This window comes from Pedobacter sp. R-06, from assembly GCF_049913135.1.
Classification (GTDB): domain Bacteria; phylum Bacteroidota; class Bacteroidia; order Sphingobacteriales; family Sphingobacteriaceae; genus Pedobacter.
In genome coordinates, this window is sequence record NZ_CP183977.1 from 4,644,427 (window position 1) to 4,667,352 (window position 22,926).

Genomic DNA, 22,926 nt, shown 5'->3' on the forward strand with positions numbered 1-22,926 from the left:
TCATTGGTTTCGTGATGCAGAAAAACAATTTTATGTATTTGTGCCTTAGTGGTAAAAAACCAGTGCATCCAAAATCTCCTGTATCGAAAACTTAGCCCCGCAAACAAACTCATCAGCGGCACCATAATAAATTGTTAATTCATCTCCGTTAACGATGTGGCCGTTTGTAAATACCACTTCACCAAAGAAACCATGCAGTTCGTAATCTGCTGTTGGCACCATAATCGGCTCTTCAGTTCTGGCCAGCACTTTCGATGGGTCATTTAAATCCATTAGAAAGGCTCCTAAACAATATTGATGTTTTCCGTTTGCACCATGATAGACTTCGAGCCATCCGCTGGCTGTTTTTATGGGCGCTGCCCCGGCGCCCACACGTGCACTATCCCAGTGGTTAGGCCTGGTTTTAATGATACATTTGTGTTTACCCCAATGAATGCCATCGGGAGATTCGGCCAGCCAGATATAATTACCACCCAGCGCCACACTGCTGGGCCGGTGTAAGGCGTAAAATTTACCGTTAATGCGTTCTTCAAATATGGCACAGTCCTTATTGTGCGGTGGAATAATCATTCCATGTTTCTCGAAACGCTTCCAGTCTTTTGTTGTTCTTAATCCAACTCCTACCCCATGGGCAGATACCGAAGTAAAGGTTAAATAGTAGGTTTTATCGATTAAGGATACACGGCAATCTTCAATGCCAAAAGTTTCATCTTCTCCCTCACCTTGTAATAAAGGATAACCAGCTGGTTGATAAAAATGCACACCATCATCACTGCAAACGAGCCTTAAATGTGATAATGTGGTTAAATAATCGGCACCTTTGTAATTAATTACCCTTGGATCGGTCGCGTTTAGATATGGGTCATTTTCTTCTATCGCTAGAATTTCTATTCCATGTTTCTTTAAAATAGGAAAAGAGATTATACCTGCTGTTTGTTCGGGCCTTTCGGCTACACGGATCAATAGCCAAATTTTTCCTTCAAACATAAAAACGCCAGGGTTTAGCAGACAAACAATTTCCAGACCGTCCCTACTGGGTGAGAGATCTTTTGGAGATAATATCGGATTTTGAGTGAACCGTTGTGCTATATCGGCCATAAAAAATGTTTTTAAAGCAAACAGGCGATCAAATTGATCGCCTGTTTGTCTATTGGATTGATGTTATAATGAATTGATCCATTTCACAAGCTCATCTCTTCCTTTTCCCGTTTTTTGTTGCAATTTACCCAACAATTCATCGTCTTGCCCCTCTTCGTGTTTTAAATCATCGTCAGTTAAATCAGCATAAGCTTGTTTAACCTTTCCTTTTATTTCATTCCACTTTCCTTTTAATTCTAACTTATCCATGCTCGTATTTTTTTTGATTTAAACAATGTAATTTCTAAATCTATTAACAGTTTTCACCACTATTTGTTTTGATTTAAGTACATTAAACCAAACAATGGTCTGATTTCGGCCTGATACACATGGTTTTTTACATATTTTTAGTTACATTAAGAGTATCATTTCTATGAATGAATAAACATTATTAACTAAACTAACAATTTGATGAAAAAACTACTCTCAAGTATGATTTTGTCTCTCGGTTTAATTTCGTTTGCTTTCGCACAAGGCAAAGTGATTACCGGGAAAGTTACGTCAGCCTCTGGACCAATTCCGGGCGTTAGCGTATTTGTAAAAGGCTCACCATCAACCGGCACCCAGAGCGATGCCTCAGGAACCTTTAAATTAACCGTTTCGGATGACGCTAAAATTCTTGTTTTTAGCTTTATCGGTTACAAAACAAAAGAAGTGCCTATTACAGGGCAGACCGTTAATGTAAACCTTGATGAGGAAAACAATACGCTATCAGATGTAATCGTGGTGGGCTATGGTACGCAAAACAGAAGAGATGTAACCGGATCAATAGCGAAAGTAACAGCTGCCGATTTGAAAGACAAGCCCTTAACAACCATCGAAAGTGCTTTACAAGGCAAAGCACCTGGTGTATTTATCAACTCTAGCAGTGGTAAATTGGGTCAGGCACTTCAAATTCGGGTAAGGGGTATTTCTTCTATTTCGGCAAGTAACCAACCCCTATTTGTTATTGATGGAGTTCCTATTGTAAGTGAGGCATTAGGAACTTATACAGAGGCTGATAACCCGCTTGCGGCCATTAGTCCTGATGACATAGAATCGATGGAAGTTTTAAAAGACGCGGCATCTGCAGCAATATATGGAGCCAGAGGATCGAATGGAGTTGTGCTTATTACAACAAAAAAAGGCAAGCAAGGAAGAACCAATATCGATTTTGGATATTATGCCGGTTTCAGTGATCCAACCAAAAAGGGCGAATTTTTAAATGCCGATCAATACCGCCAATTATTAGATGCATCTTTTAAATATAATAACTATGATGATGGAGACTATGCCAATGCTGCAGAAATGTGGAAAGATTATACCGGTACAGATGACTGGACGAGCAACAACAATATCAATTGGGTAAACGAAGCTTTTAGAAAAGGGCACACACAACAATATAGCTTAAATATTAATGGTGGAGATGCAAAAACCAGGTTTATGATCTCTGGAAACTATAATAATAATGATGGAATTATAGTTAGCAACCGTTACGTACGTACTGGTGGCCGGTTAAGTTTAGACCATACTGTTTCGAAAATTTTAGATATTGGGGGATCAGTTAACATCTCTAAAGTAGATAATTACCGTATACCTACTGATAATGCTTTCTCAAATCCATTGCAATTAAATGCCTTGCCACCAATTCAGCCAGTACGTGATGCATCAGGTCAATTAAATGGTTCTACTGTTTATTATAACAGCTTAATCGATTATGAGAATGGTAAAAATCTATCAACTACATACAGAACTTTTGCCAATGCTTATGCAAGTTTAAAAATCACACCCGATTTAGTTTTTAGAAGTGAATATGGTTTTGATTTCAACAATTTGGAAGAAGAACAGTTTTTAGGATCAAAAACACAGGATGGCGGTAGCACAGGAGGCTCTTCTACAGATTATATGGCCAAATCCATAAACTTCAACACGAATAATACCCTTAATTACACCAAAACCTTTAACGAAAAACATAACCTGAATGTATTGGCCGGTTTCGCCTTTCAAGACACGAAGTTCAGGTTCTCATCTGTAACAGGAACTACATTACCATCTGATAATTTCACCAAAATTGCCAGCGCAGCAATCATTTCTGCTGGTACTTCTTCAGAAACAAGACACACTTTTGTTTCGTATCTGGCCAGGGTAAATTATAAATACGAAGAAAAATATCTATTAAGCGCTTCGATAAGAACGGATGGTTCATCAAGGTTTGGTGTTAACAACAGGTATGGAACCTTCCCGGCAGTTTCTGCCGGTTGGATTATTAACCAGGAAGAGTTTCTAAAATCGAGTAGCTGGTTAAATTTATTAAAACTTAGAGGAAGTTATGGTTTAACAGGTAATGCAGAAATTGGCGATTTTGCTTCTAGAAATCTATATCGGGGTGTTAATTATGCCGGTGTTGGCGGTACGCGCCCGAGCCAGTTAGGGGATCCGAATTTAAGCTGGGAAAACACAACCAATTACAACGTAGGTTTAGATTTTGGGTTATTCTCAGACCGGATTTCAGGTACGGTTGAATATTATAAAAAGAAAACAACCGATTTATTACTTAATGCACCGATTGCCGCAACAAATGGCTTTTCATCCATTACGAGGAACATTGGCGATATGCAAAACAAGGGATTTGAGTTCTCCTTAAATACCAGAAATTTTGTTGGAGAATTTAAATGGTCAACTTCTTTTAATATATCTTTCAACAAGAATAAAGTATTGCGTTTAGTTGATGATCAGCCTATTTATCCTGGTGGGAGGTTTTTGGGAAGAGTATCAGTTGGAGAGCCACTTGGCTACTTTTACGGGAAAGCCTATGCAGGCGTAGATGCAGCTAATGGCGACGCACTTTATTATGTTGATGCATCAAGAACAAAAACAACTAATGATTATGCTGCTGCAGAAAACCAAAAGCTAGGCGATCCAAACCCTAAATTCTTTGGTGGCTTTGGAAATCATTTCTCTTTCAAAAATTTCGATCTGGATATTCAGTCGCAATTTGTTAGCGGTAATGATATTTACAATATGGCAGGCGTTTTTCAATCAGCAAACGGCGATTATTTTGACAACCAAACCATTGATCAGTTAAATTATTGGACACCCACCAACACCAACACCCCTATACCACAACCAAGGTTTGGTGAAGGAAATGGAACAAGTCCTTCATCCAGATGGATACAGGACGGGTCTTATCTAAGGATAAAGAGTGTAACCTTTGGCTATAACATCCCCAGAGCCTTTGTAAATAAGTATAAATTACAAAATGTAAGGATATACGCATCTGCGCTTAACTTATTCACCATAACTGGTTATAAAGGTTACGATCCAGAAGTGAATACTCCAAGTGGCGGTTCTCTCCAATCTGATAACATTCAACTCGGTCACGATTTTTATACTCCACCACAAGCAAGAACCATTACTTTCGGCATAAACATTGGCTTATAAAAACACTAGAATATGAAAAATTATAAAAATATATTAGCTGCATTTCTACTTGTTTTAAGCGTATCTAGCTGTAAAAAACAATTAGAAATAGATCCTAAACAAAATATAGATGCCAATGTGGCATTAAATAATACGGCAGATGTGCAAAATGCATTAATCGGTGCTTATACATTCTTAGCAACTGGCGATCTGTACGGAACAAACCTCGTTTTTCTACCCGATCTTTATGCCAGTGATGATTACTTAACTTGGAGAGGAAGTTTTACTACTTACCGCAACATTGCTAGCAAAGCTATTGTATCAAACAATGCTGATGTAACCAGAACCTGGATAACTGCCTATAGTACAATTAATACTGCGAATATTGTACTTTCTGCATTAAATGTAGTAAGTGATGCCAATACAAAAAGTGTAATAGAAGGTAAAGCTTTATTTATTAGAGGGATTATGCATTTTGAGTTGGTAAGATTATACGCACTACCTTACGATGCATCAGGTACTAACACAAATTTAGGCGTTCCGATTATTACAAAGGCAGTAAAAACCATAGATAATGTAACGAACAGTGTTGCAAGAAATACGGTTGCAGAAGTTTATACGGCTGTAGAAAATGATTTAAAATCGGCCATTACAAAATTGGCTACAGTTGATGATCAATATGCTGCCAAAGCTTTTTTGGCAAGGGTTTATCTGCAAGAGGGTAAATATGCTTTAGCAAGGGATATGGCCAATGATATTATTACCAATAGCCCGTATCATTTAATTACCAATTCTCTTGAAGCACCGTTCAGAACCAAAAATTCAAGTGAAGGTATTTTTGAAATCAAACAGAACGAACAAAGCAATGCCGGAACATCAAACGATGGGTTAGCTACTTTTTATGCCAGCTATCAAAATGCTACGGGTGGAGATGTTGGTAGAGCTGATGCATTGGTAAATACCACATTTTACGATTCATTCGAAACAGGGGATAAAAGACAGACCGAAATGATTTATGATGGAACTGGCGCAAGAACCGGTTTATTTACCAAAAAATGGTATAGTTTCTACGATAACATTCCTGTTTGTAGAATTACCGAACAATATTTAATACGCGCTGAATGCAATTTTAGATTGGGAACAAGCATTGGTGCTACCCCAGCGAGCGATATCAATACTTTAAGAACAAGAGCTGGATTAGGAGATGTTGTTCCAACACTGGCAATTATCTTAAACGAACGCGAAAAGGAATTAGATTATGAAGGTTTTAGACTTCATGACTATAAACGTACCAAACGTTCTATCGGAACCTTTGCTTATAACGATCCTAAATTGGTTTTCCCAATTCCAGACCGTGAAATAAATGTGAATAAAGCTTTGGTTCAAAACCCAGGTTATTAAAATCACATATCAACAGAAATGCCCTCGAAATTCGGGGGCATTTCTGTTTTATCTTAAACTTAAATTTAAAGTTTCTCCGCAGCCGCTATAATTTCTTCTACCACACCTGGATCAAGCAGCGTAGAAGTATCGCCTAAATTACTCGTATCCCCTTCAGCAATTTTACGCAGAATTCTACGCATAATTTTGCCCGAACGCGTTTTTGGTAAACCAGAAACAAACAATATTTTATCAGGTTTGGCTATCGCACCAATTACACGGGTAACCGTTTGTAAAATATCTTTTTTAGACAATTCTGCCTCGCTATGCATTTCAGGGTAGATTACAAAAGCATAAATGCCCTGACCTTTTACATCATGCGGATAACCCACAACTGCACTTTCTACCACACCAGCATGCATATTAATGGCATTTTCTACCTCAGCGGTACCAATTCTATGTCCAGAAACGTTTAACACATCATCAACACGACCTGTGATTCGGTAATAACCATCCTCATCGCGTAAACAGCCATCGCCCGTAAAATATAAATTCTCATAAGTAGAGAAATAAGTCTGTTTGCAACGCTCATGATCGCCATAAGTTGTACGCAACATGCCCGGCCAAGGGAATTTGATACAAAGATTTCCCATTACTCCATTTCCTTCAATTTCATCACCATTTTCGTCCACCAAAATCGGTTGAATTCCTGGCAAGGGTAATGTAGCAAAACTAGGTTTGGTTGGTGTTACCGTAGCAATGGGCGAAATCATGATGCCTCCCGTTTCCGTTTGCCACCAGGTATCAACAATAGGTGCTTTACCGTGTCCGATTTTCTCATCAAACCAATGCCATGCCTCTTCGTTAATCGGTTCCCCTACCGAGCCTAAAACGCGGATTGTGCTTAAATCTTTACCGTTTAATGGATCTTCACCAAAACTCATTAAAGAACGGATAGCTGTAGGTGCGGTATATAAGGTATTTACTTTATGCTTTTCTACAATATCCCAAAAACGTGATGGTGTAGGATAAGTAGGAATTCCTTCGAAAAGCACTGAGGTAGCACCCTGCGAAAGCGGTCCGTAAACAATATAAGAGTGACCGGTAATCCAGCCGATATCTGCAGTGCAAAAATAAACCTCGCCAGGCTGATAGTTAAATACATTCGAAAAAGTATAACCCGCGTAAACCATATAACCGCCACAGGTATGCACCACACCTTTGGGTTTTCCGGTAGAGCCAGATGTGTAGAGAATGAACAGCATATCTTCTGCATCCATTTCTTCCGCTTCGCAGATATCATTTACATGTTTAACCTCATCTTCCCACCACACATCCCTGCCTTTCAACATGGAAACAGGTGTACGGATATGGGTTAATACGATACATTTTTCTACGGTTGGGCAACCAATTAATGCATCATCAATTACATCTTTTAAAGGAATCTGTTTGTTACCACGATAAGAACCGTCGGCCGTAATCACCACTTTACACTGCGAATCGTTAATCCTGTCGGCAATAGATTTAGCAGAAAATCCACCAAAAATAACCGAGTGCACGGCACCAATTCTTGCACAAGCCAAAACAGCAATAGCCAGCTCGGGTACCATTGGCATATAAATACAAATACGGTCGCCCTTTTTTGCTCCGTTACGTTTTAAAACGTTGGCAAAACGGCAAACGCGTTCGTGCAACATTTTATAAGTATAAGTAACACTTTCTTCTTCAGGATTATTAGGTTCCCAAACAATAGCAGGCTTATCTCCGTTGGTAGCTAAGTGACGATCTAAACAATTTTCGGTAATATTAAGTTTTGCCCCTTCGAACCACTTGATATTCGGTTCGTTAAAGTTCCAGGATAATACCTTGAACCAAGGCTTGCGCCATTGAAAGTTTTGCGCTACTTCGCCCCAAAACTGTTCCGGGTTTTCTACGCTTTTCTTATAATCTTCTTCGTATTGCTTAAAAGATGTAATTTGCATTGTTCGTTTTTATATTTTGGATTAGTTGCGGCTAATTTAAATAAATAATAATTAGGAGAAATAGTCTAATCGTATCAAAATGAATATCAAACGTTTGATAAGAAATAATTATTTTAAATAGATGTAATATATGAAGAATTTAATATTTGGCATTAACAAACATTGCATTAACCTTTTCCGTCTATAAATATTAATTACAAAAATAATTAGCTATGCTATTGCTGTTTACAATTATTATTCAGATATTTGCACACTCTTAAAAAAATTAAGCGGACGATATTAACAACTATATTTACAAGTCATGTCAAGAGTTTGTGATTTAACAGGAAAAAAAGCAATGGTAGGTAACAACGTTTCTCACTCAAACGTTAAAACCAAACGCAAATTTTACCCAAACCTACAACTTCAGAAATTTTATATTCCTGAGGAAAACCGTTGGATTACGTTGAAAGTTTCTACTTCAGCGATCAAAACCATCAATAAAGTGGGCATTAGCGAAGCAATTAACCGTTTCGTAAAAAAAGGATTTTTGTAAAAAACATTAACTGTTGAGATTAACAGTTTTCAATTTATATTAAAATGGCAAAAAAAGGTAACAGAGTTCAGGTTATTTTAGAATGTACTGAACATAAAGAAAGTGGCATGCCAGGTATGTCTAGATATATTTCTACCAAAAACCGTAAAAACACTACTGAAAGATTAGAATTGAAAAAATTCAATCCAGTGTTGAGAAAAGTAACCGTACACAAAGAGATTAAATAAGGCTGAAGGTAAAAGGCTTAAGGTTGAGGGTTTAACCGCTCATTCAATCCTTCTATCATTCAATCATTTAAAATTATAAGAACATGGCAAAGAAAGTAGTTGCAACCCTTAAAACAGGTACAGGTAAAGAATATTCGAAAGTAATTACAATGGTAAAATCACCAAAAACTGGTGCTTACTCATTCAAAGAACTTATCGTACACAACGACCACGTAAAAGATGCTATTGCATCTAAATAAGGTTAATATTTTTTAATATTAAAAATATTAAAGGCCGTTCCGTTTTAACCGGAAGGGCTTTTTTTGTTAGTAAAATTTACGTTAGGAAAAATTGATTATCTTTGAAAAAAGCATAACCATGGAAGCGTATAAGTTTAAAGCAAAAGTTTCTGAAAATGGAACTATTGTTGTTCCTGACGGATTTGATATAAAAAATAAAGAAGTTGAAGTGATTATTTTGGATGAAGTGATTCAAAATGCGCCAAAAAAAAAGATGAAAGATTTTCTTGACAAATTTTCGGGAGTATTGGAAGGAATTGATCCAGATAAGGCTAAATACGATTATCTTATGGATAAGCATAAGTAAATGAACATTCTATTTGACACAAATATTTTTATAGATATAAGTCTTAAAAGGCATCCTTTCTTTGAGGATTCTTTCAAGGCACTGAACAAAGTTGATGACATAAATATAAATGGATTCATTTTGGCCTCAACTTTTACTGATATATATTACATCTGCAAAAAAAATATAGGTCACGCCAAAACAATAGATATTCTTCTTACGCTTATAAGTACGATAAACATTCTTGGCATTAATAAAGATACGATCATCTTCGCAATCCACTCTAATTTTTCAGATTTTGAAGATGCAGTACAAAATGCTGCTGCAGAACTAAATCAGATTGATCTTATTATAACCCGGAATACAAAGGATTTCACAGGCAGTAAAATACCGGCACAAACACCTACCGATTTCTTAAAAAAACATAAAAATAACTAATGGGTTTATTCGATTTTTTCAAAAAGAAAGAAACTGCACCTGAAGCTCAGGAAGCGCTGGATAAAGGTTTAGAGAAAACTAAAGATGGTTTCTTTAATAAAATTACCAAAGCTGTAGCAGGAAAATCTTCTGTTGACGATGAAGTGCTCGATAATCTGGAAGAAGTTTTGGTAACTTCTGATGTTGGTGTAAGTACTACATTAAAAATTATCAAACGTATTGAAGAACGTGTTGCCAAAGATAAATATCTAAACACTTCTGAGCTTAATTTTATTCTCCGAGACGAGATCCAGTTGCTTTTATCTGAAAACAATAGTAACGATTTCCGTCAGTTCGAATATGGCGATCATAAACCCTATGTAATTATGGTGGTTGGTGTAAATGGTGTTGGTAAAACCACAACCATCGGAAAGCTGGCACATAAACTTAAAGAATCGGGGCTTAAAGTAGTATTAGGCGCTGCCGATACCTTTAGAGCCGCAGCCGTTGACCAGATTAAACTTTGGGGCGAACGCGTTGGCGTGAGGGTTGTGGCACAAGCTATGGGCTCCGATCCTGCTTCAGTTGCTTTTGATACCCTACAATCGGCCGTTGCTAATGGCGAAGATGTAGTGATTATCGATACTGCCGGACGTTTACACAACAAAATCGGTTTGATGAATGAGTTGGGTAAAATTAAACAGGTGATGCAAAAGGTAGTACCAGGTGCACCGCACGAAATTTTATTGGTATTAGATGCCTCGACCGGACAAAACGCCTTTGAACAATGCAAACAGTTTACCGAAGCCACTGATGTTAATGCGTTGGCTATTACAAAATTAGACGGAACGGCAAAAGGCGGTGTCGTAATCGGAATTTCAGATCAGTTCAGGATCCCTGTTAAATATATTGGTGTAGGAGAAAAAATAGGCGACTTACAGCTTTTTGATAAGAAAGAGTTTGTAAACAGTTTGTTTAAGTAACACTTCGTGCGTGATTCCACAGATTTAGGTGATTATACCGATTGTTGGATTTCACTAAAAATTTAGCTGCAGGTTCACTTCGTGGGTGATTACACAGATTAGTGGATCACACAGATTTTTATTAATTTAAGTAATGGAAGAATATGAAGATCATGAGCTTACAGGAATTATAATTGGTTGCTGCTATGAGGTGCATAATCAGTTAGGCCCAGGTTTTTTGGAGAGAATATATGTCAATGCACTCAAAATTAAACTTCGGCAGGCTGGGCTAAATTTTGAGACCGAAAAAGAGTTTGTTGTAATATTTGAAGACCAGATTGTTGGCAAATTTAGATGTGACCTTGTAGTAGAACAGAAAGTAATTGTTGAGTTAAAGTCCATAACAGGCTATCAGCCCAAATTATTCCAAAATCAGCTTATCTCTTATTTGAAGGCCAGCAAAATTAAAACCGGATTATTGATTAACTTTGGCAACACCAGCTGTGAGGTCAAAAGGATATCTGTGTAATCCTTTAAAATATCCACACCAGAATATCAGTGGAATCGCCAAATCTGTGGAATCAAACCGCAAGGGAAGCGTAAATAAAATTAATATGAATACCAAAATAGTAAGAAGTAAAAGCGCAATTAAGCAGCCTAAAATTAATGTAATTACATTAGGTTGTTCAAAAAACATATACGATTCGGAAGTATTGATGGGCCAGCTGCGTGGCAACAACTTAAATGTTGTGCACGAATCAGACAAGATGGGCAAAGATGATATCGTTGTAATTAACACCTGCGGTTTTATCGATAATGCTAAACAAGAATCAATCGATACCATTCTACAGTTCAGTGAACTAAAAGAAGCCGGTAAAATTGGAAAAGTAGTGGTTACAGGTTGTTTATCTGAACGTTACAAACCCGAACTGGAATCAGAAATTACCAACGTTGATGCCTTTTTCGGCACTAACGATCTGCAGAATATATTACATGAGTTAGGTGCCAATTACAAACACGAACTTATTGGCGAACGTTTGCTAACCACCCCTTCTCATTTCGCTTATTTCAAAATTGCCGAAGGCTGCAACCGTCCATGTTCTTTCTGCGCCATCCCTTTAATGCGTGGCAAACACTTGAGCAAACCAATGGAAGAATTGGTTAACGAGGCTAAAATACTAGCTAAAAACGGCACAAAAGAACTGATTTTAATTGCCCAGGATCTTACCTATTATGGTTTGGACCTTTATGGTGTGCGTAAGTTAGATGAGTTGATGCGTCGCTTATCGGATGTTCCCGGAATCGAATGGATCCGTTTACAATACGCCTATCCTTCTGGTTTCCCGATGGAAATTTTAGATGCCATGAACGAGCGCGATAATATCTGCAAATACCTGGATATGCCATTACAGCACATTACCGATAATATGTTGAAATCGATGCGCCGTGGAACCACCAAACAAAAAACCATCGATTTAGTCAATCAGATCCGTGATAAAGTGCCAAACATCGCTATGCGTACCACGCTAATCTGCGGTTATCCTGGCGAAACAGAACATGATTTCGAAGAAATGAAGGAATGGGTTGCAGAAACCAAATTCGATCGTTTGGGTTGCTTTACGTATTCGCATGAAGAAAAAACGCATGCACATACGTTGGTTGATGATATTCCGGATGAAGTAAAACAACAACGTGTTGATGATATTATGGAAATACAGCAAGGTATTTCTTTCGATATTAATCAAGAAAAAGTAGGAAAAACCTTCAAGGTGCTGGTAGATAAAAAAGAAGGCGATTTCTTTGTTGGCAGAACCGAATTTGATTCGCCTGAGGTTGACAATGAAGTTTTAATCGATGCAGCTACAGGTTATGCCGCTAACGGAAGTTTTGTTAATGTGAAGATAGACAGGGCTGAAGATTTCGATTTATACGGGACTATAGTTTAAAAAAACACAAAATACGAAACCCCAAAAGCAGTGCTTTTGGGGTTTTTGTTTTTATAAACATTTAATTATTCGCTTTCAGCTGTAGCGAATGCCATCACATCGTCGTTTAAACAATAGAACAAGTACCGATGCACTAAACCAGATTGATGGCTAATTGCAATTAAACAGAAATCCTTTAAACCTTAAAAATTATAACTCAATAATTTAAGCTAAATGAAAAAAATTCTATTTGTTCTCGTGCTCATTTTCATCACCAATTTAGGTTGCAAAAAAATAACCAACGGCGGCGGGCTATGTGCCTGCTCCCCTATAAGTTATGACACAAGCTTAGGCTTGGTGATTAAAAACAGTGCCGATGTGGATCTCCTTAACCCTAAAACTACAGGTTTTTTAGACAAGACCCAGATTCAGCTTTATTCTAAAGATGCCAGCAATGTAATTAAACAAATCAATTTCGACATTCGCCAGCCCTTTACGTACACAAATAATCTGAAAATGGATTATTATCAGCTTGTTTCTTCTGACATAAGCCATCAGGCAAAAAGCATTGATAATACTTTTTATCTTAAACTGGGCGATAAACTTTATGAACTTAACCTAAAGGTGAATAACCAGATGGTCGAAAAATTACTGATCAATAAAACCGATGCTCCCAAAGAACTTCCGAATGTTAACAGTCAGTATCTGAGTAGCATCTATACTTTAAAAATTTAAAGCGTGAGACTTCATTTATAAACTGATTTGCATAAAAAATCCCGATGACCTTAATCATCGGGATTTTGATACTATTTTTTAGGTTCAGGCCTATTTTTAATCTGACTAGGTTTTAACCAAATTTTAGCGCCTTTAGAGTTCACATAATATTTTTCATTTTTTGCATTGATATAAACATCTGATCCATCCGGTGCCATTTTGCCTTTCCAGGTTTTATCGGCAACTTTCGAACTGCCTTTTACTGCTACTTCGGCAGTTTTATTACCTACAGATTTAGCACCTTTACTTATTGCTTTACCGGTATGATCTAATGCTTTACCAACTTCAGTTTTTTTCTTTTCTTGAGCATTTACGGTTAAGGCTGCACCTCCAAATAAGGCCAGCGTTAATAAACCCATTACTAATTTCTTTTTCATGACAGCTATATTTTGTTGAGAGAATAACAGTTGATCATAAGATTTGTTTTATTTCTGTTACACTAATAAAGATAAAGTTTTAAAATATTATTTCCTAAGCAGAGCACACCAGCAAAGGGCATAAAATATTGATTTACAAAAAGCAAATTCTCAGACTAATTCGCCGAAGGACTTTCCGATGGAAAGACACTTAAAATGCTTTAAGTCAAATTTTTATTCTTTTTTTGGAGCGCAGGGTCACAGCAGCTATTAAAGCTTGTTCCCGTTCTCCGCTGTATCCTTTCGCTGCGCTTCAGGGATGCCGCTGCGCCCGGGGCTAAACACTTTAGTAGTGTAAGAAATACAGAACGCCTACCTACTTCTTTCGTAAGCATCATTTTTTCGTTTTCTTGCACTCCCTTCTGTTAAATAAACCTTATTGAAGCGGTTATACTTTTTGTTGCCCACACAAACATCCCTCAATAACCATCACAAAAAGATAATAGCGAAAAGAAGGACTGCCCGAACCGAAAAGCACTAAACCTGCTTTACAAAAAATTAAGTTATTTTAAAACCAACAACTATTATGAACTAGTTTAATTTCTCCGCCAGTAATTTCATTTCGATTTGCGGCGAACGGTTTTCGTAAATAATACTATGTACCGCTTTGCAAATTGGCATATCCACATTATACGCTTGATTTTTAATATGCATACATTTAACCGCATAATAACCTTCGGCCACCATATTCATCTCCAATTGGGCAGATTTTACGGTGTAACCTTTCCCCACCATATTACCAAACGTACGGTTGCGGCTGAACTGAGAGTAAGCTGTAACCAACAGATCGCCAAGATATGCCGACTCCATAATATCCCTGTTGATGGGATGAACGGCATCAACGAAGCGTTTAATTTCACGAATGGCATTGCTGATCAACACCGCCTGAAAGTTATCGCCATAACCTATGCCATGACAAATACCACTGGCTACTGCATAAATATTTTTTAAAACCGCAGCATATTCCGTCCCGAAAATATCGTCTGATACGTTTGTTTTAATGTAACGGGTGTTTAAAAATGAAGCGAAAGTGGATGCCTTTTCTACATCGGTACAGGCGATGGTTAGGTATGATAATTTTTCTAAAGCTACTTCCTCGGCATGGCATGGTCCGCTAACCACCAAAATATCATCATATGGGATATTATAATTTTCGTGCAAAAATTCGCCGATAATCAGATTATCTTCGGGTACTATGCCTTTTATAGCTGAAATGATTTTTTTGCCCTTTAAATCTTCAGCAGTGATGGAAGTTAAAGTATTTTTTAAAAATGCTGCCGGAACATTTAGAATTATAAATTCGGCAGATTTTATGATGGAGTTGATATCTGAAGAAATATGATCTTCCTGAGTAAGTTTAATCTCAACAGAACTAATATAATTAGGGTTATGTTTAAATTTTTTAATGTGTGCTATGGCTGCCTCGTTGCGCATCCACCAAAAAATTTCCTTTTCAGCTAAATTATCTGCAAGCATTTTCACAATGGCAGTCGCCCAGCTTCCGCCCCCTATCATCGCTATTTTAGGTACCATATTTATAAAATAAAAATCCCGGTTTAATATTTTAAACCGGGACAATTTAATTATTTATTGTTGTTAAATATAGTCTACTTCTTAGCGTCTTTGCTAAACAATTGGTCTTTAGATGTTTTTTCTACAATCATTCCGTCTTTTAATTTATTTTGGATGGCAGAATAAGGGCCGGTAACAATTTCCTGGCCAGCCTTAACACCAGATTTGACGATAATAAACTGGTCATTTTGGATTCCGGTGGTCACCTCGGTCTTTTTAACCTTTTTAGTTTTGGCATCGTAAGCATAAATATATTGCTTCACTTTTTTATCGGTTAATTTAGATTTCTGCTTATCGGTATTTTCCTGGTTACCCTGGTTTTGACCAGCATCGCCAGATTTACCGCTATCGGTAAATACAGCCTGAATTGGGATAGCTAAACCTGTTAACGATTCGCTTTCGATATCAACTGTGGCAGACATGCCCGGGCGGAAAATAGATTGTTGTTTACCTGCTAGTTCTTCTGTAATTCTAATTTTTACAGAGAAATTGGTTACCTGATCTACTGAAGTAGATACCGCAGTACCAACAGCTGTTGATGAGCTTGCAATTTCGGTTACTACACCCCTAAATTTTTTATCTGAGAAAGCGTCAACTTCAATCGAAGCTTTATCGCCTACTTTAACACGGGTAATGTCGTTTTCGTTAACATCAACATTAACTTCCATTGACGATAGGTTAGAGATACGCATAATTTCTGTACCTGCCATTTGCGAAGTTCCTAAAATACGATCTCCCAATTCGATTGACAATTTTGAAACCACACCATCAACCGGAGCATAAATTGTTGTTTTAGCTAAGTTTGCCCCTGCTTCTTTAACGTTTGCCCCTGTCTGCTCTAAAGTAAATTTTGCACCGGTTACATTTTCTTTTGCACTGGCCAAATTTGCTTTAGCAGTTAAATACGCCGCCTTAGCAGAATCGAATTCTGATGCAGAAATTACTTTTTTATTAAAAAGTTCTACATTACGTTTGTAAGTTGCTTCCGCATTTACAAAGTTAGCCTGGTTTTGTATCAATTGTTGTTGCGCTGCTGCCACACTAGCCCTTTGCGCATTAAAGGTAGCAACTGTTCTTTCATAACCCGATTGCAAAACATCCGGACGTACTTTACAAAGCAATTGGCCTGCTTTAACAATATCTCCTTCTTTTACCTTTAATTCTACTACCTCTCCCGATACCTCAGAACTTAATTTAACTTCAGTTTCCGGTTGGATTTTTCCACTCGCAGTAACTGTTTCTACAACAGTTTTATCTGATGCTTTTTCTGTAGTTACTTTTTCGGTTTTATTCCCGCCAATAACTCCAGCCAGCTTAAGTATAACTAGAAGAGCTATGATAGCAACTACGGTAATAATAATATGCTTCAGTTTCATAATTTATTGATTGTATTTCGTTTGTTTGTATTATGTTGTAATGTTTTAAAATTAAAACGTTGTAATGGTTATGTATAAAACTAAAGCTTCAATTTTTTATTTTTTCAGCTTTTAATCTTAAAATGTGATCTGTTTACCCAAATAGTAGTCAATTACTTTAGCTCTGAACAAAAGATCATATTTCGCCAAGATAAAATCTATTTCGGCTTTATTTCTATTGGTTTGTGCAGTGCTGTAATCTAAAGAATTTACTAAACCAACAGCATAACGTTGTTCGATTACGTAAAAAGCATCTTTCTGCGCCTGAAAAGCATTTTGGGTAGAAGAATATCTACTTTGTGCGGCACTAAGATCAGCAACAGCCTGATTGATTACCTTGATCAGGTTATTTTTTGATAGTTGCTCGTCAGTTTTACGCTGCATCCAATTAATTTTCGCCTTTCTAACCGCCGATCTGGTTGTGAATCCATTAAAAATTGGAATGGAAATCCCCATACTCACATATTGTCCAAAGTTATCGGATAATTGATCGGAAAATTTTGAAATCGGAAAATTTGAATTAAACTGGTAATAATAGGCTGATCCTAAACCACCACCTAAACTGATCTGAGGAAAAAATCCACCTTTGGCAACATCAATTGCTTTTTCTGCTGCTTTTGTATTTAAATTTGCCAATTTGATATCGGGAAAAGTATTTAAAGCCTGATTGTAAATATCACTTGGAACATAAGCGTTTTGAATGTTATTCAATTCGTTAACCAATGGCGGCTGTACTTTAAATGTCATTGGTGGCTGAATTTCCATTAACTGTCCTAAAGTTAAATAGGATATAGTCAACTGATTCTGCGCATTGGTTAAATTAAGCTCAGCTGTTGCAGCCTGCGATTTGGCCTGCGAAATATCGGCTAAAGTTTTATTACCAACATCTAAAAGCGCCTGCTCTCTTTTTAAAGTAGAATTGGCTACATCCAATTGTTGCTGCGTAGCTTTAACCTGATCCTGGTTATTTAAAACCTGAAGATAAGCGGTTACCACCTGAAGAATAAGATCATTTTTTACCTTGTCTACGTTGGTTTGATCTGCAGCTAACAATAGCTTATTCTGTCTGATTTGGTTTATCTTTGTCCCTCCACCAAAAAGCGAAACATTGGTACTCAGATTAGGACTCAAATTATAGTTCTGAGTATTTTCGAATAAACCTGATACCTGCTGACTCCTACCCCATTGCATGGACTGGTTAATGGTACCATTTACAGTGGGCAATAAAGCATTTTTAGATTGGCGAACATTTTCTTCACTGAGAGCGGCATTGAAAGCGGCTTGTTTAATGTTTAAATTGTTTTTTAATGTGTTTTCAACTGCTTGTTGAATGCTGATAACTTCCTGAGCCTTAATTTTCTGACTAAAACTTAATGCTACTAATAATGCAGATCCGGTAATTAACTTATTCTTGGTAAACATCTTCATAATTTGTTTCAAATCTATATAAACAACTTTAATAATTTCAATCTGTACAGGCATTTAGTAACTTTACTGCTAAAATGTACCTGATCAAATCACCGCTTCTGCTAAAATGGTATTATCCATCACTGTTATGGAATAAATCCCGCACCGAAAAAGTTATTTATTTGACCTTTGACGATGGACCTATACCCAATGTTACAGATTTTGTATTAAAAACTTTAAAAGTCTTTAATGCTAAAGCTACATTTTTTTGCATTGGCGATAATATTGTTAAACACCCCGAAGTTTTTGAACGTGTAAAAAACGACGGACATGCCATTGGCAACCATACTTTCAATCATTTAAAAGGCTGGAAAACCGATAATGAAACCTACCTTCAAAATACACTAAAATGCCAGGAACTTACGCAAACAAATCTGTTTCGTCCACCCTACGGGCGGATTAAGAAAAGCCAGATTAAAAGTCTGAAGTCCGAAGTCCGAAGTCCGAAGTCCATATTCCAAAATCAACAGTCTGACTTAGGACTAAAGACTATCGACTCAGGACTGAACATCGTAATGTGGGATGTACTCAGCGGCGATTTCGACACCAAGCTTTCGCCCGAAAAATGTTATCAAAACGTGATTAAACATACCGAAAATGGTTCTATAATTGTATTTCATGATAGTTTAAAAGCATTCGACCGTTTATCTTACGCACTTCCTAAAGTGTTGGCTTATTTTGCTGAAAAAGGTTTTACATTTTTAACGCTTTAGCCTTAAGCCAATCTTGTGCCAAGGCGCTAAACACACATCAATAAGCTGAAAATCAACGAATTAAAACGACGTAAAATAAATAACTGTTCAAAACCGCACAAATCTGTCCGATAATGAACGGTTATGGAAAAGCCTGTTATTATCCATCATCAGTTAAAAGAGCAACATGTTCCACAAACTGAAAATAAGACATTATCTTTTCATTCTTTCTTTGCTATTATTGTCGTGCAACAGAAAGGCTGAACAAGGTTTTGAAAAAATCCCACCCGGACTAAATGTAACCGAAGATCTCATTAAAGCGATCCGACCGAGCAAAGATTATCAATATTGGGCATGTATTCGGCAGGGATATTTCCATCATCCAAATACAAATACGGAAATCATAGCCGGGAAAGGTGACATTGCTTACCTAATGAACAATAAATTTGATGACCCTAAATCAGGTTTCTTATACAAAATGTGGCAAGGCTATTTTTATATAGCTTATGTAGAAAATAACCATATAAAACTGGTTACCAATAAAGCACAACTGATCAAATTTATAGGAACGATTGATAGCATAGAAGAGGCTCTGTTAATTGCTGATATCAATAATTTAACAGTCGATTATAGAAGAGACATCGGCAGTTCATATAAAAAAGTTAAAGATGGTTATGAATTCTATCTGGTAAAATTTCATAAATGCACCGTGAGAACAGAACCTTTTAAGGTTAGCATTGATACTTCAGGTAATTACAAAGCTAAAAGCCTGGGCTTTTTTTATGATGTTGATGACAGTACCTGTTATGATTAAAAGTACAAACAAGCTTAAATTGAAAAATACCTTTTCGCTTTGTCGGGCCTTGAAAGAATAACTGCTTAAAAAGATTTACCAGCATATAAATCCGGCTCATATTTTTTCATAATTTATACGTTTTATGCCCTTTAATTCCCATTCTTTTTCGTTGTTTAGAATAATTCCAAATTACTCAATCACCTGCCTAAATTGCATTTAAGGGTTGTTTTTTGCTATTTTTGTTTTGACCAAAAAATTGCGCCATATCGGCTCAGTAAACACAAATTAATATACAAAACAGTATTCTTTTTTTGTAAAAAGCGGGTGTTTGTTGCACAATCTTATAACAAAAAGAATAAAATAGCTAAGATGAGTATTTATAACGATTATATCCAGGAGATTGAAGACAGAAAAGCTCAAGGTCTTCATCCCAAACCTATTGATGGAGCAGAATTATTGAGTGAAATCATCGATCAAATTAAAAATGTAAATAATTTTAACAGAGCAGATGCTGTTAATTTTTTCATATACAATACCTTGCCGGGCACTACCGGAGCTGCCGGTGTAAAAGCAGAATTTTTAAAAGAAATTATTTTAGGCGGAACTATCGTTGCCGAAATCACACCTGATTTTGCTTTCGAATTGTTATCGCACATGAAGGGTGGATCTTCTATCAAAGTTTTGTTAGACATCGCTTTGGCAGATAATGGCGATAAAGCCCATAAAGCTGCAGATGTACTGAAAACGCAGGTTTTCTTATACGACGCAGATACCGATCGTTTAAAAGAAGCTTATAACAATGGCAATGCCATTGCTAAGGAAATATTAGAGAGTTATGCCAGGGCCGAATTTTTCACCAAACTTCCCGAAGTAGCAGAAGAAATTAAAGTGGTAACTTTTATCGCAGGTATTGGCGATATTTCTACAGATTTATTGTCGCCAGGCAACCAGGCACACTCTCGTTCAGACCGCGAATTGCATGGCAAATGTATGATTACCCCAGAGGCTCAGGAGGAAATTAAAGCATTGCAAGCGCAACACCCTGATAAAAGTGTAATGCTGGTAGCTGAAAAAGGTACCATGGGTGTAGGTTCTTCACGTATGTCGGGGGTAAACAATGTGGCACTTTGGACAGGTAAAAAATCTAGCCCTTATATTCCATTTGTAAACATCGCTCCAATTGTAGGTGGCACCAATGGTATTTCTCCCATTTTCTTAACAACAGTTGATGTAACAGGCGGTATTGGTATCGACCTTAAAAACTGGGTAAAGAAAACAGATGAAAATGGCAATGTTATCCGTAACGAAAATGACGAGCCGATTTTAGAGCAAGTTTATTCCATAGAAACGGGTACCGTACTCACCATTAATACAAAAACTAAAAAATTGTACAATGGAGATCAAGAGTTGATCGACATTTCAAAAGCGTTAACGCCGCAGAAAATGGAATTTATCAAAGCCGGTGGTTCTTACGCTATCGTTTTTGGTAAAAAAATCCAAACTTTTGCAGCTAAAACTTTAGCTATCGAGCCTTCGTTAGTATTCGCCCCTGCTAAAGAGGTATCTATTGAAGGGCAAGGTTTAACGGCTGTAGAAAAAATCTTCAATAGAAATGCGGTAGGTTTAACACAGGGCAAGGTTTTACATGCCGGTTCTGACGTTCGTGTAGAAGTAAACATTGTAGGTTCTCAGGATACAACAGGTTTGATGACCGCTCAGGAATTAGAAGCAATGGCAGCTACAGTTATTTCTCCAATTGTTGATGGTGCTTATCAATCAGGTTGTCATACCGCATCTGTTTGGGACAAAAAAGCACAGGCAAACATCCCTAAATTGATGAAGTTTATGAACGACTTCGGTGTGATTACTGCCCGCGACCCTAAAGGCCAATATCATTCTATGACCGATGTTATTCATAAGGTATTGAACGACATCACTATTGATGAGTGGGCAATTATTATCGGTGGTGATTCGCACACACGTATGTCTAAGGGTGTGGCTTTCGGTGCAGATTCTGGTACGGTAGCATTAGCATTGGCAACTGGTGAGGCTTCTATGCCAATTCCTGAGTCAGTAAAAGTAACATTCAAAGGTCAGATGAAAGAACACATGGATTTCCGTGATGTAGTTCATGCGACACAATTGCAAATGTTGCAACAGTTTGATGGCGAAAACGTATTCCAGGGCCGTATTATTGAGGTACACATTGGTACTTTATTAGCCGATCAGGCTTTTACCTTTACAGATTGGACAGCAGAGATGAAGGCAAAGGCATCTATCTGTATTTCGCAGGATGATACTTTAATCCAGTCGTTAGAAATTGCTAAAAATCGTATTCAAATCATGATAGACAAGGGTATGGACAACCATAACCAGGTTTTACAAGGATTGATCAACAAAGCAAACAAGCGTATTGAAGAAATTAAGACCGGTATCAAACCAGCTTTAATGCCAGATGATAATGCCAAATATTATGCTGAGGTTGTAATCGATTTGGATCTAATTGAAGAACCAATGATTGCTGATCCAGATGTGAATAATGTAGATGTTTCTAAACGTTATACACATGATACCATCAGAGACTTAACTTACTATGGTGGGGATAAAAAAGTAGACCTTGGTTTCGTAGGTTCTTGTATGGTACATAAAGACGACTTGAAAATTGTTTCTCAGATGTTGAAAAACGTAGAGACGCTAACTGGTAAAGTAGAGTTCAAAGCTCCATTGGTGGTTGCAGCCCCTACTTACAACATCATCGATGAGTTGAAAGCAGAAGGCGATTGGGAATACTTACAAAAATACTCTGGATTTGAGTTCAGCGATGCCTTACCTAAAGCTGCAGCGCGTACCGAATATGAGAACATTATGTACTTAGAACGTCCGGGTTGTAACCTTTGTATGGGCAACCAGGAGAAAGCGGCTAAGGGCGATACTGTAATGGCTACCTCAACCCGTTTATTCCAGGGCCGCGTCGTTGAAGATAAAGAAGGTAAAAAAGGAGAATCTTTATTGGCATCTACACCGGTAGTGGTTCTTTCTGCAATTTTAGGTCGTATTCCAAGCATTGAGGAATATAAAGTTGCGGTAGAAGGTATCAACTTAACCAAGTTTACGCCTATTTCTACAAAACAATAAGAAACAAATAAACATATTTTTTGTTAATCAAAGCACAAAGGCTGTTCGATAATCGGATGGCCTTTTTATTTACACGAACAATTGAATAGAATGGTTTTAAATAACATAATTTGACAAATCTTAAAAATAAG

At 37.2% G+C, this 22,926-nt stretch carries 21 protein-coding genes; 14 read left to right on the forward strand and 7 right to left on the reverse strand.

Annotation, left to right across the window (positions count from 1 at the left end; translation table 11 throughout):
- Positions 1–45: 45 nt before the first annotated feature.
- Positions 46–1,098: a glycoside hydrolase family 130 protein gene (locus tag ACN9MR_RS18525; RefSeq protein ID WP_426325889.1), complete on the reverse strand. Its 1,053-nt coding sequence runs from the start codon at positions 1,096–1,098 to the stop codon at positions 46–48.
- 63 nt (positions 1,099–1,161) lie between these two features.
- Positions 1,162–1,347, reverse strand: coding sequence for a CsbD family protein (locus ACN9MR_RS18530; RefSeq protein ID WP_029276197.1), 186 nt, complete (start codon positions 1,345–1,347; stop codon positions 1,162–1,164).
- Positions 1,348–1,548: 201 nt separating this feature from the next.
- Between ACN9MR_RS18530 and ACN9MR_RS18535 the strand changes: the two genes are divergently transcribed.
- Together ACN9MR_RS18535 and ACN9MR_RS18540 are read left to right on the forward strand one after the other, a co-directional pair.
- Positions 1,549–4,557: a SusC/RagA family TonB-linked outer membrane protein gene (locus tag ACN9MR_RS18535; protein WP_426325892.1), complete on the forward strand. Its 3,009-nt coding sequence runs from the start codon at positions 1,549–1,551 to the stop codon at positions 4,555–4,557.
- A 12-nt stretch (positions 4,558–4,569) separates the two neighbouring features.
- On the forward strand, positions 4,570–5,937 hold the full coding sequence (locus ACN9MR_RS18540) for a RagB/SusD family nutrient uptake outer membrane protein (protein ID WP_426325894.1): 1,368 nt from the start codon (positions 4,570–4,572) through the stop codon (positions 5,935–5,937).
- A gap of 65 nt (positions 5,938–6,002) precedes the next feature.
- Here ACN9MR_RS18540 and acs read toward each other — a convergent pair whose 3' ends face one another.
- Positions 6,003–7,898 (reverse strand): acetate--CoA ligase, encoded by a 1,896-nt coding sequence (gene acs, locus ACN9MR_RS18545; RefSeq protein WP_426325896.1) that lies wholly within the window; start codon positions 7,896–7,898, stop codon positions 6,003–6,005.
- A gap of 301 nt (positions 7,899–8,199) precedes the next feature.
- Here acs and rpmB point away from each other — a divergent pair, with 301 nt between their 5' ends.
- From rpmB to ACN9MR_RS18590, 9 genes are all read left to right on the forward strand, one after another.
- Positions 8,200–8,433 (forward strand): 50S ribosomal protein L28, encoded by a 234-nt coding sequence (gene rpmB / locus ACN9MR_RS18550; RefSeq protein WP_025145121.1) that lies wholly within the window; start codon positions 8,200–8,202, stop codon positions 8,431–8,433.
- Between the two features lie 44 nt (positions 8,434–8,477).
- Complete coding sequence (gene rpmG, locus ACN9MR_RS18555; protein WP_010599807.1) at positions 8,478–8,660, forward strand: 50S ribosomal protein L33; 183 nt, start codon at positions 8,478–8,480, stop codon at positions 8,658–8,660.
- Positions 8,661–8,743: 83 nt separating this feature from the next.
- Positions 8,744–8,899, forward strand: coding sequence for a DUF4295 domain-containing protein (locus tag ACN9MR_RS18560; protein ID WP_010599808.1), 156 nt, complete (start codon positions 8,744–8,746; stop codon positions 8,897–8,899).
- A 118-nt stretch (positions 8,900–9,017) separates the two neighbouring features.
- Complete coding sequence (locus tag ACN9MR_RS18565) at positions 9,018–9,245, forward strand: hypothetical protein (RefSeq protein WP_426325900.1); 228 nt, start codon at positions 9,018–9,020, stop codon at positions 9,243–9,245.
- Entirely contained in the window at positions 9,246–9,662 is a 417-nt protein-coding gene (locus tag ACN9MR_RS18570) for a type II toxin-antitoxin system VapC family toxin (RefSeq protein ID WP_426325902.1), read from the forward strand. It abuts the gene before it with no gap.
- Positions 9,662–10,624 carry a signal recognition particle-docking protein FtsY gene (gene ftsY / locus ACN9MR_RS18575; protein ID WP_086547660.1) on the forward strand — a complete coding sequence of 321 codons (963 nt, stop codon included), beginning with the start codon at positions 9,662–9,664 and terminating at the stop codon, positions 10,622–10,624. The genes ACN9MR_RS18570 and ftsY overlap by 1 nt, the downstream gene beginning before the upstream one ends.
- Positions 10,625–10,757: 133 nt before the next feature.
- A complete protein-coding gene (locus tag ACN9MR_RS18580; protein ID WP_426325904.1) occupies positions 10,758–11,132 on the forward strand; it encodes a GxxExxY protein in 375 nt (124 codons plus the stop codon).
- A gap of 85 nt (positions 11,133–11,217) precedes the next feature.
- The gene (gene rimO / locus ACN9MR_RS18585; RefSeq protein ID WP_029276209.1) at positions 11,218–12,549 is read left to right on the forward strand and encodes a 30S ribosomal protein S12 methylthiotransferase RimO; all 1,332 of its coding nucleotides are present in this window, start codon (positions 11,218–11,220) and stop codon (positions 12,547–12,549) included.
- A gap of 213 nt (positions 12,550–12,762) precedes the next feature.
- Positions 12,763–13,263, forward strand: a complete 501-nt coding sequence (locus ACN9MR_RS18590; RefSeq protein ID WP_426325907.1) for a hypothetical protein — start codon at positions 12,763–12,765, stop codon at positions 13,261–13,263.
- 71 nt (positions 13,264–13,334) lie between these two features.
- Here the strand turns inward: ACN9MR_RS18590 and ACN9MR_RS18595 are convergent, their stop codons facing one another.
- The 4 genes from ACN9MR_RS18595 to ACN9MR_RS18610 all read right to left on the reverse strand — a co-directional run bounded on the left by ACN9MR_RS18595 (position 13,335) and on the right by ACN9MR_RS18610 (position 18,127).
- Entirely contained in the window at positions 13,335–13,679 is a 345-nt protein-coding gene (locus ACN9MR_RS18595; RefSeq protein ID WP_426325909.1) for a hypothetical protein, read from the reverse strand.
- A gap of 570 nt (positions 13,680–14,249) precedes the next feature.
- Positions 14,250–15,251 (reverse strand): NAD(P)H-dependent glycerol-3-phosphate dehydrogenase, encoded by a 1,002-nt coding sequence (locus tag ACN9MR_RS18600; protein ID WP_426325911.1) that lies wholly within the window; start codon positions 15,249–15,251, stop codon positions 14,250–14,252.
- Positions 15,252–15,325: 74 nt separating this feature from the next.
- Positions 15,326–16,666 carry an efflux RND transporter periplasmic adaptor subunit gene (locus ACN9MR_RS18605; RefSeq protein WP_426325913.1) on the reverse strand — a complete coding sequence of 447 codons (1,341 nt, stop codon included), beginning with the start codon at positions 16,664–16,666 and terminating at the stop codon, positions 15,326–15,328.
- A gap of 117 nt (positions 16,667–16,783) precedes the next feature.
- Positions 16,784–18,127, reverse strand: coding sequence for a TolC family protein (locus tag ACN9MR_RS18610; protein WP_426325915.1), 1,344 nt, complete (start codon positions 18,125–18,127; stop codon positions 16,784–16,786).
- 80 nt (positions 18,128–18,207) lie between these two features.
- Between ACN9MR_RS18610 and ACN9MR_RS18615 the strand changes: the two genes are divergently transcribed.
- The 3 genes from ACN9MR_RS18615 (at position 18,208) to ACN9MR_RS18625 (ending at position 22,795) form a co-directional block, all read left to right on the forward strand.
- Positions 18,208–18,885, forward strand: coding sequence for a polysaccharide deacetylase family protein (locus ACN9MR_RS18615; RefSeq protein ID WP_426325917.1), 678 nt, complete (start codon positions 18,208–18,210; stop codon positions 18,883–18,885).
- A gap of 166 nt (positions 18,886–19,051) precedes the next feature.
- Positions 19,052–19,678 (forward strand): hypothetical protein, encoded by a 627-nt coding sequence (locus ACN9MR_RS18620; RefSeq protein ID WP_426325919.1) that lies wholly within the window; start codon positions 19,052–19,054, stop codon positions 19,676–19,678.
- Between the two features lie 351 nt (positions 19,679–20,029).
- Positions 20,030–22,795, forward strand: a complete 2,766-nt coding sequence (locus ACN9MR_RS18625; protein ID WP_426325921.1) for a bifunctional aconitate hydratase 2/2-methylisocitrate dehydratase — start codon at positions 20,030–20,032, stop codon at positions 22,793–22,795.
- Positions 22,796–22,926: the final 131 nt, after the last annotated feature.